This is a genomic window from Sphingomonas sp. LC-1 (assembly GCF_025371035.1).
Lineage (GTDB): Bacteria > Pseudomonadota > Alphaproteobacteria > Sphingomonadales > Sphingomonadaceae > Sphingomonas > Sphingomonas sanguinis_E.
This window is the reverse complement of sequence record NZ_JANZXB010000025.1, coordinates 1-14,063: the sequence shown is the minus strand read 5'-3', so window position 1 is coordinate 14,063 and position 14,063 is coordinate 1. Positions and strand designations below refer to the sequence as shown.

Below are 14,063 nucleotides of genomic sequence, written 5' to 3'. Positions count from 1 at the left end.
CAGCGGCCCGCCTGCACCCCAATTCTGCGCATAGAGCGCCAGAAAGCGCCTGAGGCCGGGAATGGCGTCCAGATGCGCCTTTTTCACATAAATGTAGAGCAGCCGCGATCCCGGATAACGATCGGCGGCGATGGCGTCATAGGTCGGTGGAATGCCGTCGATAGTGACGCCGTTCACAGTCTGGCGATTTTCCTCCAGATAGGAATAGCCGAAGACGCCGAGTGCGTCCGGATTTGCCTGTAGCTTCTGGACGATAAGATTATCGTTCTCGCCCGCGTCGATATAGGCGCCATCCTCGCGGACGCGGGTGCAGAGCAGCCGGTGAGCCTCGGGATCGCGAAGCGACAGCGCACGCGCCTGCGGCTCGACCTGATCGCAGCCGCGCATCAGGATCAGTTCTGCAAGGGCATCGCGCGTGCCACTGGTCGCGGGCGGACCATAGACCTGGATCGGAATGGCGGGCAGCGCGGGGTTCACGTCCCGCCATGTCCGCGCGCGATTGGGCTTGCCGCCGGGATGCGCGCCCAGCGCGCGGTAGAGGTCCACGGTGGACAGGGCCATGCGCGGCCCGCGCTTCGACTCGGCAAAGGCGATACCGTCGATACCGATCGGGATTTCCAGTATCTCCGCTGCGCCGTGCGCCGCACAATCACGATACTCGCCGGCCTTCATCCGGCGCGAAGCGTCCTCGATATCGGGATGTGCCGCCCCGATCCCCGCGCAGAACAGCTTCATCCCCGCGCCGGTGCCGGTCGACTCGATGACGGGTGCCTTGGCCTGGGGGGCGCTGGCGACGAAACGCTCGGCGATGATGGTCGTGAACGGATAGACGGTCGACGATCCCACCGCCGTGATCTGCTCGCGCACGCCCGCGCCGCCGCCATTGGCCTGATCGTGGCAGGCCGCCAGCGCGAACATCGCGGCGAGAAGGCAGGGCAGACGCATCGAAATCCTTAGGCCACCGAAACGGGTGCGAACCGGGCGCTGCCATGCTCGCCATACCCCCGTGTGACATTTCTATTGCGGTTTTGTGACAGCGCTCTCCGAAGCGGATTTGCTTGGGCTTTTCACGATTGGAATTCGGACGGTGATGGTCGTGCCCAGGCCGACCTCGCTGGCGATTTCCAGCCGACCACGATGCCGCTCAACGATATGCTTGACGATCGCGAGACCCAGGCCGGTTCCGCCGATGCTGCGGCTCCGCCCCGAATCCACCCGATAGAATCTCTCGGTCAACCGGGGCAGGTGGTTGGCCGGAATGCCCTCGCCCTTGTCCGCAACGGTCAGTCGCAGCCGGGCGTCGTCGCGGCTCAGGGTCACGCGGACGGGGGTGTCGGGTCGGCCATATTTCATGGCGTTGCCGATTAGATTGTGCAGCATTTGCGACAATTGCGCCCGGTCGCCCACCACCTCCGGCAAATCCTCGTCCAGGTCGCAGACGATGTCCGCCGCGCGGGATGAGCCCGAATCGAGGAATTCCTCGTGCACATCGTGGATCAGGTCGACCAGATCGACGGGCTGGGCGGGCTGGCGATATTTGTCCGCCTCGATCCGGCTGAGCGAGATCAAATCCTCGACCAGACGCTGCATCCGTCGCGCTTCGTCGAACATGACCTTCAGGAAGCGGGCCCGGATTTCGGCATCCTCCCCCGCCTCGTCGCTGAGCGTCTCGATGAACCCCAGGATGGAGGCGAGGGGCGTGCGGAGCTCGTGGCTGGCATTGGCCACGAAATCGACGCGCATGCGCTCCGCCGCGTCATGCGCGGTCTGGTCGATCAGATGGACGATTCGCTGGCCGCCGGTCGTGTCCGCGACGCGCATTTCCCAGCGCTGCTCCAGCGACCCCAGCCCGACCAGCGATATGGGCTGCCCCGGCTCGGTCGCCGCTTCCTTGGCCAAGAGGCGCTCGGCGGCGGCGGGGTGGCGAATGGCGATGCGGGCGTCCTCGCCGACGATATGCGCGCCCAGCAGCGTCCGGGCCGAGCGGTTGGCGAGGACGACCTGTCCCTTTTCGATCACCAATACCGGCTCGACGATCGCGTCCAGCGCCTCTTCGAGAAGGGGGGAGAGCGGACCCCGGCTATCCTCCGCCTGGGGCGCGTCGTCATCCGCGTCCGCGACGCCCTCGCTCGCGACCAGCGCGGCGGCGATGCCGCCGACAAGGGTGATGATCGCGGGGGCCGGGCCGCCGGTCAGGAACACCACGACCGCGGCGACGACGACGACGACGATAGCCCATAAGGTGCGAATGCCGAATCCCATGGCTTGCCGATGTAGCGGGCGACGCGCGGCCTGTCTTCCTCCCAGCTTGGGTCAGCGGCTCGCCGTGCGAGCGCTTGTCGGGCGGGCGCGAATATGGGACATCACGCCGTCATGGATGACATCTTCCCATCCCCCGAGCCTCCGATCTCCGCCGATGGGGACACGCCGGGTCCCGTAGTGCGCACCACGACCAGTCGGCGGATGCTGATGCTCGGCGCGGTGGGAGCGAGTGCCGTAGTGGCGATCCGCCCGGCCCTGGCGCAGACGGCAGGATCGGTTCTGAACTGCCAGATACCCGTGCCCGATCCCGGTCGCGCAGGCAGCTATATCGCTCTGGATGGATCGACCGTTCCAGCGCGAACGCTCGGCTCATTTGCCCCGCCAAGCCGCCCCTATACCGGCGAAGAGGTGAAGCAGGCGCTGCAAGGCGGGATGCTGCCCAATTCGAACTTCCTGAGCAACAGGGCCTATCTAAACTATATCCGGCGACTGCAGCGCGGGCAGGGCGGCTTTACCTGCTATGCCTCGTTACAGATGCCCGGCAATTGAGGCGATGACGGGTCCGCGCTACCGCGCGGCGGGGCCGGATCTGTTGATCGTCGAGCCGCTCGATCTGTTCACGGCGGTCTTCCATCGCCCCTCCGGCATAACGCATTTGCTGACTGAGCCGGCACCCCAGATCTTACAGGTGCTGGCCACCGAAGCGATGAGCGCTGACCGGCTGCTCCAGCGGCTGTCGCAAGACTATGATCTGGGCGATGCGCAGGACGAGGGCCCGGCCATGCTGCGGGCACGGCTGGAGGAACTGGAGGCGGCCGGGCTGATCGAGGCGCGGTGAGGCATCACATCACCTTGCGCGTCGGGCCAGTCGGCTTCCGGATCGGATCGGATTGGGCCGGTCCGATCGAGGCGATCACTTCTCTTTATCGTGATTATCCGCGCGCCGACTTTGCCGATTACACGGTACGGTTGGAGGCGAAGTCGACGCTGCGACGCTGGTTTCGGCCGTCCATTCATATTGCGGGCGATTACCGGCTGCCCGAAGCCGCGCCGCTGCCTTTGGTGCAGGGGCTGTTGGCGGCGGAGCTGGGAATGAACCTCCAGATGGCGCTGGGGCATCGCCGCCATTTGCTGCTCCACGCGGCGGTCGTGGCGCGGGACGATCGGGCCCTGCTGTTGAGCGGCATTTCGGGAGCGGGCAAGTCGACGCTTTCGCTGTTGCTGGCGCAGCGGGGATGGCGATTCCTGGGCGACGAGTTCGCCCTGATCGACCCGAAGAGCGGCCTGGCCTGTCCCTTTCCCCGTCCGATCAGCCTGAAGAATGAAAGCCTGTCCGCCATTCCGCCCGACAGTGTAGTCGGACCGCATCTGTCGGGCACGCCAAAAGGTGACATCCGCCACGTCGCTCCGAGCGCGCACGACATTGCGGCCATGGGCCGCGCGGCCAGGCCGGTCCTGCTGGTCTTTCCCCGCTTTGGCTTTCCGGCGGCCACCCGTGTCCTTCCCCCGGCGGAAGCCTTTGTCCGCTTGACCCAGGCGTCGACCAATTATGTCGCGATGGGAGAGGCCGGATTTCGAGCGATCATGAGGTTGCGGGCGGAGGTTCCGGCCATCGCCCTCGACTATCCTGACGGCGAGGCAGGCGTGGCAGCGGTCGAGGCGTTATGGGACGCACTGTGACGGCGGTCGAGCGGCTGATCGGCCTGCTGCGCGATCCGGGCGATGCACAGACTATTGCGGTCGCCGATTGGTCCGATGTGCTGACCGTGGCGCGGGCGGAGTTGCTGTTGGGGACGCTGGCACATCGGCTCGACGGGCTGGATTTGCCGCACCCCGTTCGGCAGGTCCTGGACGACGCCCGCGCAGAAGCGATGGAAACGCGGCGGGTTGCCCTTTGGGAAGCCAATCGCGTGGCTCGCGCACTGGCGCCGCTGGGCATGCCCGTGATCCTGTTGAAGGGCACGGCCTTTGTCGCGGCGGGACTGTCGGCGGGCATCGGGCGGTCGATCGGCGATTGCGATATTCTCGTTCCCCGCCAAATGCTGGCGCAGGCTGAGGCGCTGCTCGCGCAAGCCGGGTGGGAATGGGTGAAGACCGACGCGTATGACGATCTCTATTATCGTCAGTGGATGCACGAACTCCCTCCGCTGATCCACCGGGAGCGGGACCGGATGCTCGATGTGCATCACACCATCCTGCCGCCGACCGCGAAGCCCCGGCCCGACGCCGCCTCGCTGATCGCGGCGGCCGAGCCGCTGGGCGGCGGGTTGGCGGTGTTGTCGCATCCCGACATGATCGTCCACGCCGCCGCACATTTGTTCGCGGACGGCGATCTCAGCGGCGGCCTGCGCAATCTGTGGGACATTCACGCCCTTATCGAAGAGCGGGGATACGACGTTGTGGAAGGCCATGCCGCGCATCATGATCTGTCGAGCGCGGTCGCTCGGGCATTGCGGCTCAGCTATGCCATCTATGGGACGCCGGTTCCGCCAGCTTATCGACGACTGACCATGATCGACCGGCTCTATCGGCGCCGAATGATCGCACGGGACGGTTGGGGGCGGGGGCGGAAGCCCCTGACGCGAGCGGCTTTCTATCTGCGTTCCCATGCCATCCGAATGCCCGCGCCGCTGCTCGCCCGGCATTTGTGGATCAAATGGCGGAAACGGAAAGACGCTCCAGCGTCGCAATGAGATCATCATAGCCATCGATGATCGCATCCCCACCCAGCGTCTCGACCGGCTGACTGAGAAAGCCGAAGGCGCAGGCGACGACCGGCAGTCCGGCGGCCTTTGCGGCCTGCACGTCGAAGATCGAATCGCCGACAAACGCCGCCGGGCCACCACCGCATCGATCGACCAGTGCCTGGATCGGCACCGGCGAAGGCTTGGCGACCCCCAGCGTGTCACCCCCGATGATCGTCGCGAAGCGATCGGTCAGCCCCAGCGTGTCGAGAATGCCGCGCGCGAACCGTTCCAGCTTGTTGGTCATGATGCCCATCGTCACGCCCCGCGCCGCAAGCGCGTCCAGCGCGTCCAGCGCGCCGGGAAAGGGAGCTGTATGGACGGCTAGATTCGCTTCATAATAATCGAGCAGCCGCCGATGAAGCACGTCGAGCGTCTCCGTATCGCATCCGCCCGTCGCATCCAGGCCATGGCGGAGCATCGCCCGTGCCCCGCCGCCGATCATCGGCTTCACCGCCTCGACGCTGAGCAATGGTCGCCCGATCGAGGCGAGCGCATGGTTGACCGCTGCGGCCAGGTCTCCGCTGGTATCCAGCAACGTACCGTCCAGATCGAACCCGACGATGGAAAAGGGGAAACCACGAGGTGAAATTGCGTCCATGATCTGTTCCGGTGCCACTCTGTATCTGGCCTTGGCAAGAAAAGCATGGCAGGCGCAACCATCATGACAAGACCGGTCGCCGCCATCATTCTCGCCGCGGGCAAGGGCACCCGCATGAAGTCGGACCTGCACAAGGTCCTTCATCCGATCGCGGGGCGGCCCATGCTGCTCCATCTGATCGACAATGTGCGGCAATTGTCCCCCGAACGCGTCGTCGTGGTGACCGGGGCCGGGCGCGAGCAGGTGAAGGCAGCGGTCGCGCCGCTGGGCATCGGTACCGCGCTTCAGGCCGAGCAACTGGGCACCGGCCATGCGGTCGCGCAGGCCCGCGAGGCGCTCAAGGGCTTCGACGGCGATGTGCTGGTCCTGTACGGCGATGTGCCGCTGGTCGAGGTGGCGACGATGCGGCGGATGATCGACCGATTGCGCGAGGCGGACCAGCCTGCGGCAGTTGTGCTGGCCTTCCGTCCTGCCGATCCTGCCGCCTATGGCCGGGTGATCGCCGATGCGAGCGGACGGCTCGACCGGATCGTCGAGTATAAGGATGCGAATGCTGAAGAGCGTGCCGTAAAGCTTTGTAACTCGGGTCTGATGGCTGTGCCGTCAGCGCAATTGTTCGGCTTGCTCGACCGGGTCGGCAACGACAATGCGGCGGGCGAATATTATCTGCCCGACATCATCGCGCTGGCGGCGGAGGACGGGCATCACTCGGCCGTGATCGAAACCGATGCGGGCGAAGTCGCCGGAGTTAACAGCCGCGCCGAGCTGGCGGGGGTCGAAGGCGAGTGGCAGGTCCGTCGCCGTGCCCGTGCCATGGCGGACGGTGCGACGCTTATCGCGCCGGACACGGTCTGGTTCTCGCACGACACCCGGATCGGCCGCGACGTGGTGATCGAACCCCATGTCGTGTTCGGCCCTGGCGTTCACGTCGCGGACGGGGTGACGATCCACGCCTTCAGCCATCTGGAGGGCGCGACCGTCGCGACCGGTGCGGACATCGGCCCCTATGCCCGGCTGCGCCCCGGCGCGGACGTGCGCGAGGGCGCGCGGGTCGGCAATTTCGTCGAGATGAAGAAGGCCGTGCTCGGCCCGGGCGCGAAGGCCAACCATCTGACCTATCTGGGCGATGCGGAGGTGGGTGCCGGTGCGAATATCGGCGCGGGTACCATCACCTGCAACTATGACGGTTTCCTCAAATATCGCACGACCATCGGGGAGGGGGCGTTTGTCGGCTCCAATTCCGCGCTCGTCGCGCCGGTGAATATCGGCGCAGGCGCGATCGTCGGCGCGGGGTCCGTGGTGACCAGCGATGTGGAGGCCGATGCCCTCGCGCTCGTTCGCGCGGAGCGGCAGAGCAAGTCCGGCTGGGCGAAACGATTTCGTGAGATGATGACGGCCAAGAAGGCTGCGAAGAAGGGCGGGGAGTAAGGCTTATGTGCGGTATCGTGGGGATCCTGGGCGAAGACGATGTGGCGGAGCGGCTGCTCGACGGGCTGCGCCGCCTGGAGTATCGCGGTTACGACTCTGCCGGGATCGCGACCATCGATCATGGGGAGATCGAACGGCGGCGCGCTTCGGGCAAGCTGGTCAATCTCGCCAAGGAATTGGCGGCGCATCCGCTGCCAGGCTCGATCGGGATCGCCCATACACGCTGGGCCACGCATGGCGGCCCCACGACCAACAATGCCCACCCTCATGCGACCGATCACGTAGCGGTCGTCCACAACGGCATCATCGAGAATTTTAAGGCCCTGCGTGACGAACTGATCGGACGCGGCCGTGTCTTCACCAGCGAAACCGATACCGAGGTCGTCGCGCATCTGGTGAGCGAAAAGGTCGAGCAGGGCCTCGATCCCGTCACCGCCGTTCGCGAGATATTGCCCCGCCTGCACGGCGCCTTCGCGCTCGCCATCCTGTTCCGGGACCAGCCCGACCTGCTGATCGGCGCGCGGCTCGGCTCGCCGCTGGTGGTCGGCTATGGCGATGACGAAACCTATCTGGGGTCCGACGCGCTGGCGCTCGCGCCGCTGACCCAGCGTATCGCCTATCTGGACGAGGGCGATTGGGTCGTCTGCACGCGCGAAGGGGCCCAGGTCTATGATCGTGACAACAATCCCGTCGACCGGCCGGTCACCCTGTCGGGCGTCACCGGTGCGCTGATCGACAAGGGCAATCACCGCCACTTCATGCAGAAGGAGATTTACGAGCAGCCGATCGTCGTCGCCCAGACGCTGCGCTCCTATCTGCACAGGCTGGAGGGCCGGATCGCGCTACCGATCCCGGACTTCGACCTGTCGGGAATCAAGCGCGTCACCATCGTCGCCTGCGGGACTAGCTTCTATGCGGGCATGGTCGCCAAATACTGGTTCGAACAATTTGCGCGCGTGCCGGTCGACCTCGATGTCGCCTCGGAATTCCGTTACCGCGCGCCGGTCATGGAGTCGGGCGGGCTGATGATCGTCATCAGCCAGTCGGGCGAGACCGCCGACACGCTGGCCGCTCTGCGCCATGCGAAGGCGGAGGGGCAGACGATCGCGGCGGTGGTCAATGTGCCGACCAGTTCGATGGCGCGCGAAGCGGACCTGCTGCTGCCGACCCATGCCGGGCCGGAAATCGGCGTTGCCTCGACCAAGGCATTCACCTGTCAGTTGAGCGTGCTCGCCGCGCTGGCTGCCAATCTGGCGAAGGCCAAGGGGCGCCTGACCGCCGATGAGGAAAGGCAGATTGTCCGCCATCTGGCCGAGGCACCCGCCGCGATCAACGGCGCACTGGCCTATGATGAAGCGATCGAGGGCATGGCGGGTGCCATCGCGGGTGCTCGGGACGTGCTATATCTCGGGCGTGGCACCGATTATCCGCTGGCGCTGGAAGGTGCGCTGAAGCTCAAGGAAATCAGCTATATCCATGCCGAGGGCTATGCCGCTGGCGAGATGAAGCATGGCCCCATCGCCCTGATCGATGAATCGGTGCCCGTCATCGTCATCGCGCCATCGGGCCCGCTGTTCGAAAAGACCGTGTCGAACATGCAGGAAGTCCAGGCGCGCGGCGGCAAGGTTGTGCTCATTTCGGACTATGACGGGATTGAGGCGGCGGGCGCGGGCTGTATCGCGACGATCACCATGCCGAAGGTGCATCCGCTGATCGCACCGATCGTCTATGCCGTGCCGGTGCAGCTTCTGGCCTATCATGTGGCGGTGGCGAAGGGCACCGACGTGGACCAGCCGCGCAATCTGGCAAAGAGCGTCACGGTCGAATAACTGGCCGTTTACATCAGATTAAGCATGGATGCTTACCATCGGTCGCCAAATATGGATGGACCGATGGTAACCCGATGCGCATTCTGATCGTCGACGACGAACCGGCGGTTCATGACAGCTATCGTTTCTGCTTCTCCGGCGGGCGCAGTGTGCCCGCGGAAACGCGTGATGCGCTGGATGCGATGGCGACGGACCTGTTCGGGGCGGGCGAGCCGGATGCCGGCGACGACGCGGCGTTCGCCTTCGAACCCCATCATTGCCATCAGGGCCTCGATGCGGTGGCGGCGGTCGAGCGTGCCATCGCGGACGATCACCCCTTTGCCGTCGCCTTCATCGACATCCGCATGCCGCCGGGGATCGACGGGCGCGAGACGGCGCGGCGTATCCGGGCGCTAGACCCGGACATTCATCTGGTGATCGTCACCGGCTATTCGGATTTCTCGCCCGTCGAGATCAGCAAGGTCGCGGGGCCCGCCGACAAGATCTTCTATATTCCAAAGCCCTTCGAGGTCGCGGAAATCTCCCAGATGGCGCTCGCCCTTTGCCGTCGTTGGCACAATGATCGGGAATTGGCCGCAGCCCGTTCGCTCCTGGCCGCTCAGGTCGAAGCGCTGGAAGAGAAAAGCGCGGAATTGGCCGCCAACGAAAGTCTGGCGATGCACATCGCCATGCACGACGCCCTGACCGATGCGCCGAACCGGGTCGCCTTCCTCCGCGCATTGGCCGAGCGCTGTCGGCAGGCGCGGGGTTTCGCGACCGCGATGCTCGACCTCGACCGGTTCAAGCTGGTCAACGACACGCTCGGCCATCTGGCCGGGGACGAGCTGATCCGCGAGGTGTGCGGGACTATCCAGCGTTCGGTGCCGCAAGGCACGATGGTGGCCCGACTGGGTGGTGACGAGTTCGGCCTGTTTTTCGATAGCGAAGACGAAGCAGTCGCGGTGGCGGCATGCGAAAAGGTGGTCCACGCCTGCGCGACCAGCTTCAACATCTTGGGGCACGCGGTGCGTTGTGGCGCGTCGTGCGGCCTCGTGATGGGCGGCGCGACCGGTGAGCGCGATCCGACCGATCTGGTCCGCCGGGCCGACATGGCGCTGAACGATGCAAAGCGATCGGGGCGCGGTGTGGTTCGGGTATTCGACACGCACATGGATGAGGGCATTCGAATCCGGCGGGAGATCGAGGAGGGGTTGACCCAGGCGCTTGCGCGTAACGAGCTCAGCCTGTGCTTCCAGCCGATCGTCGGTCGCGGTGCCCTGGATGTCGTCGGCTTCGAGGCGCTCGTCCGCTGGCACACTGCCGAGCATGGCGCGGTCAGCCCGGCGATCTTCATCCCCATTGCCGAGGAAAGTCACCTGATCCACGATCTGGGCGACTGGGTGCTCGACCATGCGCTGGCGGAACTGCGCCACTGGCCCGGCCAATATGTCTCGGTTAATTTCAGCCCGATCCAGTTCCGCCGTTCGCACTTTGTCGGTCATATCATGGACAGCGTGAAGCGTGCGGGTATCGATCCCGGGCGGGTCCAGATTGAAATCACCGAAACCGCCATCTTCGACGATGCGGAGCGGGCATCGAAGACCCTGTGCGACTTGCGGGATCTGGGGTTCCGCATCGCGCTGGACGATTTCGGCACGGGCTATTCCAGCCTCTATAATATCCGCAAATTCGCGCTCGACTGTCTGAAGATCGACCGCAGCTTCATCGACGGCATGGGGCGTGAACGGGAGTCCGCGGCGATCGTGCACTCGATCATCCATCTCGGCCGTGCTCTTGGTCTAGGCGTCGTGGCGGAAGGTGTCGAGACCGAGGCGCAGGCACAGGCCCTTCGCGTCGCTGGAGCCAGTCATTTGCAGGGCTTCCTCTTCTCTCACCCGGTTCCCGCCGAGGAGGCACGGGCGCTGGCCGCACAGCAATGGCTGTCCCTGTCGAGCGGCGGCAGCACCGAAGACATGGCCGAAAGCGTACAGGCCTGAACGGCGTGAACCCTTTGCGGCGATGGTTGGGCGCGCGGGTAAGGCCGCGGTCGCTGCGCGATACCATGGTCTCGGTCTTGACGCTGGCGGGCATAGGCGGCGCGGTAGCACTGGCGATCCTGCTCGCGTTCGTCATCTCGCCAGGCTTCTCCGAACTGGAACAGCAGGCTACCGCCGGCTATGAGAACCGCCTGCGGGGCATCCTTGCCAATTTCTCCGCGTCGACGAGCGGGATTGCGGCAGCCCACATCGCGAGCCCTCCTCTTCCGGCAGGCTCGAACCGTGCGTATGATCGCTGGGCACAGGCGATCTTCGACGCGCATCCGGTCGATGCGGTTGCGTATCGTCCCGTATCGGCAAATTCATGGATCGTCAGAATGCGACCCGCCGCCAGGCAAGGCGGACATGCGATCCGACAGGCGAGCTTGGCGCGCGCACTTGACCGAATAGGGTTCGACCGACCGAAGGGGGCGAGCCATTTCTACCTGCCGGTCGGCGGCGATGTCGTGGCGCTGGGACTGGTTGCGATGAAGGACAGGGAGGGGCATCTGCTCGGCCATGTCGCTGTCGCGCGCCGATTGACTCCAGAGCATCTCTTGGCGGCGCTGGGGAAGGTCGCACGGATCGAACAGCCTGCAACAGATACGGTCGATACGATCCGCCGCCATTCGCGCGTCATCGAGATCGCTGTCCCCGTTCGGGGACCCGATGGGCGGGCCTTTGCCACGACGATATTTCAAGTGTCGCGAGAAGTCGTGCTGCTCGGTCGCCGGGTTCTTCTGCTCGCCGTCGCCGGGTCGATTTTCCTTCTGGTCTTCATGCTGCTGATGCTGCGCCGCGCGCTGGGCAGGCTCGTGCTGGCACCGCTTCACCGTGTGGAGCGCCATATGCGGCGCGTGCAGGCTTCGGGCGCGCTACATGCCTTCGAGTATGACGAGCGGCGCGATGACGAGTTCGGCGCCCTCGGCCAAAGCTTCAACGCGATGCTCAGTCAGTTGAAGGATTTGCGCGAACAGAATGAAATTCAAAGCTTCGCGCTCGGGCGATCGGAGAGCGCGGTCGCGGTGCTTCACAATGTCCGCAACGCATTGGCGCCGCTCGGTACGATCCTGAGCGCGGGCATGGTTCCGGACGGTCCAGCCGACCGGCATTTGGTAGAACGCGCGCTGGCCGAACTGGCAAGGTGCGATGTCGCGCCCGATCGCCGTGCGAAGCTGGCGGAATTCGTCCGCGCCGCGCTGGGGGCGGACGCCATGGCGCGCGACGCTGTCCGCCGTCAGTTGGAGGTCGGACGAGACGCCATGCGCCAGACGCTGGAGATCATCGGCGCACAGCAGGCCCGCGCCCATGAACGGCCGCCTCGTGAGCGTTGCGACATCACCGACATCGTCGCACGCAACGCGACCATCGCCCGCTATGCCCAGTCGGTATCGATCGGCTTCACCTTTCCGTCGCATTCCACCTATGTCCTGGCCAATCGGGTGATCCTGAGCCAGGTGATCGGCAACCTCCTGTCCAATGCGGTCGAGGCGATCGTGGCGACCGGGCGCGGCCATGGCGCGATCCTGGTCGAGGTGCTGGCCCCCGTCGGGGGACGCATCGCGACGCGGATCGTCGACGATGGCGAAGGGTTCGATCCCGCTGTCGTGACGCGACTTTTCCAGCCCGGATATTCGACGCGGACGGACAAGTCCGGGGGGCTCGGTCTCCATTGGTGCGCGAACTCGGCGGCGGCGATGGGTGGGACGCTGGAATTGCGCAGCGCGGGGCCCGGAACGGGCGCCATGGCGATCCTGGTCCTGGATGCGGATGCCGGATCAGGCGAAGCTGCCGGGCTGGCGGCCTGATCCCGGTGTCCTGCCCTTAAAGCGGCAATTCCGCCTGTGTGGCGGCGGCTTTGCCTGCCTCATCCGCCTTGGCCAGCGCCGACAAGGTCAGGCCCAGGAGGCGGACGCCACCGACGACCGGCAATTGCAGATCGAGCAATTCGCGCCCGATGCTCGCAAAGGATGTCCGGTCCATGATTGGATGCGTGATCGATCGGGCCCGTGTGATGGTCCGGAAATCGCTGTGCCGCAATTTCAGCGTTACCGTGCGGCCCGCCACGCCGCTCCGCTCGATCCGGGTCCAGGCCGCGTCCACCACCCGTTCGAGGGCGGCGTGCAGGGCGTCGGGCTCGGTCAGGTCGTTCTCGAACGTCCGTTCCGCGCCGACCGACTTGGCGATGCGCTGGGCGCGGACCGGGCGATGGTCGATTCCCCGTGCCGCGCCGAACAGATAGTCGGCATAGCTGCCGAAATGGCGTTGCAGGAACGCCAGCGGCCGATCGCGCAAATCCTGGCCGGTCAGGATGCCAAGTGCCTCCATCTTGCGCGCGGTAACCGGTCCGACCCCGTGGAAGCGTTTGACCGGCAACCCGGCGACGAAGGACGCGCCAAGAGTGGGTGGGATGACGCAGATGCCGTTGGGCTTGTTTTGGTCCGAGGCGAGCTTGGCGATGAACTTATTGTAGCTCACGCCGGCGGATGCCGTCAGGCCCGTTTCGTCCGGAATGGCGGCGCGAATGGCATTGGCGATCGCCGTTGCCGAGCCCATGGCGGCGCGATCCTCGGTCACATCCAGATAGGCCTCATCGAGCGACAGCGGCTCGATCAATTCGGTATAGCGGGCAAAGATCGCGCGGATCTGGCCCGAGACCTCGCGATAGACCTCGAACCGGGGCGGCACGAATATCAGTTCCGGGCATCGCCGCGATGCCGTGACGGAGGGCATGGCGGAGCGGACCCCGAACGCACGGGCTTCATAACTTGCTGCGGCCACGACGCCCCGCGCGCGAGACCCGCCGACCGCTACCGGCCGCCCACGAAGCGACGGGTCATCGCGTTGTTCGACCGATGCGTAAAAGGCGTCCATGTCGACATGGATGATCTTGCGACCATCATGTGCCGATGACGGATCGGCGTCTGAGGTAGGGGGTGGCACCGGCAAGCCCATTTATTCCCGTGGCCCGCGACCTACGAGCTCCGAAACGAAACAGGAACACGAAGGCGAGGTCAAGCCTGCACGAGGCGAGAGATCTCAAAATCATTGCGTCCTGCGTAACCGTCCGGTTAGCCGCGTGTTGCCGACTGTCGCGTAGCCGTTGATGTCCTGACCTGTGGTGGTCTCCTTCTGGAGTCCAGAAGGAGGTCAGGAGATGGGGCGGATGGAGGTCATTGCCCGG

Annotated in this window: 12 protein-coding genes; 8 read left to right on the top strand and 4 right to left on the bottom strand. The window is 65.4% G+C overall.

What is annotated here, in order from left to right; all coding sequences use genetic code 11:
• Positions 1-945, bottom strand: a 945-nt coding sequence (locus NZL82_RS19190) for a substrate-binding domain-containing protein (RefSeq protein ID WP_261271303.1), incomplete at its 3' end; no start/stop codon positions are given.
• A gap of 72 nt (positions 946-1,017) precedes the next feature.
• The gene (locus tag NZL82_RS19185; protein WP_261271302.1) at positions 1,018-2,262 is read right to left on the bottom strand and encodes a cell wall metabolism sensor histidine kinase WalK; all 1,245 of its coding nucleotides are present in this window, start codon (positions 2,260-2,262) and stop codon (positions 1,018-1,020) included.
• Between the two features lie 111 nt (positions 2,263-2,373).
• On the opposite strand from NZL82_RS19185, the gene NZL82_RS19180 reads away from it, so the two are divergent.
• From NZL82_RS19180 to NZL82_RS19165, 4 genes are read left to right on the top strand one after another with little or no spacing between them, the layout of a single operon-like run.
• On the top strand, positions 2,374-2,811 hold the full coding sequence (locus NZL82_RS19180) for a hypothetical protein (RefSeq protein ID WP_405051397.1): 438 nt from the start codon (positions 2,374-2,376) through the stop codon (positions 2,809-2,811).
• A 4-nt stretch (positions 2,812-2,815) separates the two neighbouring features.
• Positions 2,816-3,100 (top strand): HPr-rel-A system PqqD family peptide chaperone, encoded by a 285-nt coding sequence (locus tag NZL82_RS19175; RefSeq protein WP_261271301.1) that lies wholly within the window; start codon positions 2,816-2,818, stop codon positions 3,098-3,100.
• Positions 3,097-3,942, top strand: coding sequence for an HprK-related kinase A (locus NZL82_RS19170; RefSeq protein ID WP_261271300.1), 846 nt, complete (start codon positions 3,097-3,099; stop codon positions 3,940-3,942). The genes NZL82_RS19175 and NZL82_RS19170 overlap by 4 nt, the downstream gene beginning before the upstream one ends.
• On the top strand, positions 3,927-4,955 hold the full coding sequence (locus NZL82_RS19165) for a nucleotidyltransferase family protein (RefSeq protein WP_261271299.1): 1,029 nt from the start codon (positions 3,927-3,929) through the stop codon (positions 4,953-4,955). Before NZL82_RS19170 ends, NZL82_RS19165 begins: the two co-directional genes overlap by 16 nt.
• On the opposite strand, the gene NZL82_RS19160 is transcribed toward NZL82_RS19165, so the two are convergent.
• A complete protein-coding gene (locus tag NZL82_RS19160) occupies positions 4,915-5,607 on the bottom strand; it encodes an HAD-IA family hydrolase (protein ID WP_261271298.1) in 693 nt (230 codons plus the stop codon). The genes NZL82_RS19165 and NZL82_RS19160 overlap by 41 nt on opposite strands.
• Before the next feature lie 60 nt (positions 5,608-5,667).
• On the opposite strand from NZL82_RS19160, the gene glmU reads away from it, so the two are divergent.
• The 4 genes from glmU (at position 5,668) to NZL82_RS19140 (ending at position 12,687) form a co-directional block, all read left to right on the top strand.
• Positions 5,668-7,035, top strand: coding sequence for a bifunctional UDP-N-acetylglucosamine diphosphorylase/glucosamine-1-phosphate N-acetyltransferase GlmU (glmU, locus tag NZL82_RS19155; protein WP_261271304.1), 1,368 nt, complete (start codon positions 5,668-5,670; stop codon positions 7,033-7,035).
• Between the two features lie 5 nt (positions 7,036-7,040).
• On the top strand, positions 7,041-8,864 hold the full coding sequence (gene glmS / locus NZL82_RS19150) for a glutamine--fructose-6-phosphate transaminase (isomerizing) (RefSeq protein WP_261271297.1): 1,824 nt from the start codon (positions 7,041-7,043) through the stop codon (positions 8,862-8,864).
• A gap of 74 nt (positions 8,865-8,938) precedes the next feature.
• Positions 8,939-10,840, top strand: coding sequence for a bifunctional diguanylate cyclase/phosphodiesterase (locus tag NZL82_RS19145; RefSeq protein WP_261271296.1), 1,902 nt, complete (start codon positions 8,939-8,941; stop codon positions 10,838-10,840).
• Between the two features lie 65 nt (positions 10,841-10,905).
• On the top strand, positions 10,906-12,687 hold the full coding sequence (locus NZL82_RS19140) for an ATP-binding protein (protein ID WP_261271295.1): 1,782 nt from the start codon (positions 10,906-10,908) through the stop codon (positions 12,685-12,687).
• A gap of 16 nt (positions 12,688-12,703) precedes the next feature.
• Here NZL82_RS19140 and dinB read toward each other — a convergent pair whose 3' ends face one another.
• Positions 12,704-13,834 (bottom strand): DNA polymerase IV, encoded by a 1,131-nt coding sequence (gene dinB, locus NZL82_RS19135; RefSeq protein WP_405051396.1) that lies wholly within the window; start codon positions 13,832-13,834, stop codon positions 12,704-12,706.
• Between the last annotated feature and the right edge of the window lie 229 nt (positions 13,835-14,063).

Coding starts and splice junctions, on each gene's coding strand:
- NZL82_RS19180 (WP_405051397.1), top strand. CDS start 2,374: ATGGATGACATCTTCCCATCCCCCGAGCCTCCGATCTCCGCCGATGGG.
- NZL82_RS19160 (WP_261271298.1), bottom strand. CDS start 5,607: ATGGACGCAATTTCACCTCGTGGTTTCCCCTTTTCCATCGTCGGGTTC.
- NZL82_RS19185 (WP_261271302.1), bottom strand. CDS start 2,262: ATGGGATTCGGCATTCGCACCTTATGGGCTATCGTCGTCGTCGTCGTC.
- NZL82_RS19145 (WP_261271296.1), top strand. CDS start 8,939: ATGCGCATTCTGATCGTCGACGACGAACCGGCGGTTCATGACAGCTAT.
- NZL82_RS19175 (WP_261271301.1), top strand. CDS start 2,816: ATGACGGGTCCGCGCTACCGCGCGGCGGGGCCGGATCTGTTGATCGTC.
- NZL82_RS19140 (WP_261271295.1), top strand. CDS start 10,906: ATGGTCTCGGTCTTGACGCTGGCGGGCATAGGCGGCGCGGTAGCACTG.
- glmS (WP_261271297.1), top strand. CDS start 7,041: ATGTGCGGTATCGTGGGGATCCTGGGCGAAGACGATGTGGCGGAGCGG.
- dinB (WP_405051396.1), bottom strand. CDS start 13,834: ATGGGCTTGCCGGTGCCACCCCCTACCTCAGACGCCGATCCGTCATCG.
- NZL82_RS19165 (WP_261271299.1), top strand. CDS start 3,927: ATGGGACGCACTGTGACGGCGGTCGAGCGGCTGATCGGCCTGCTGCGC.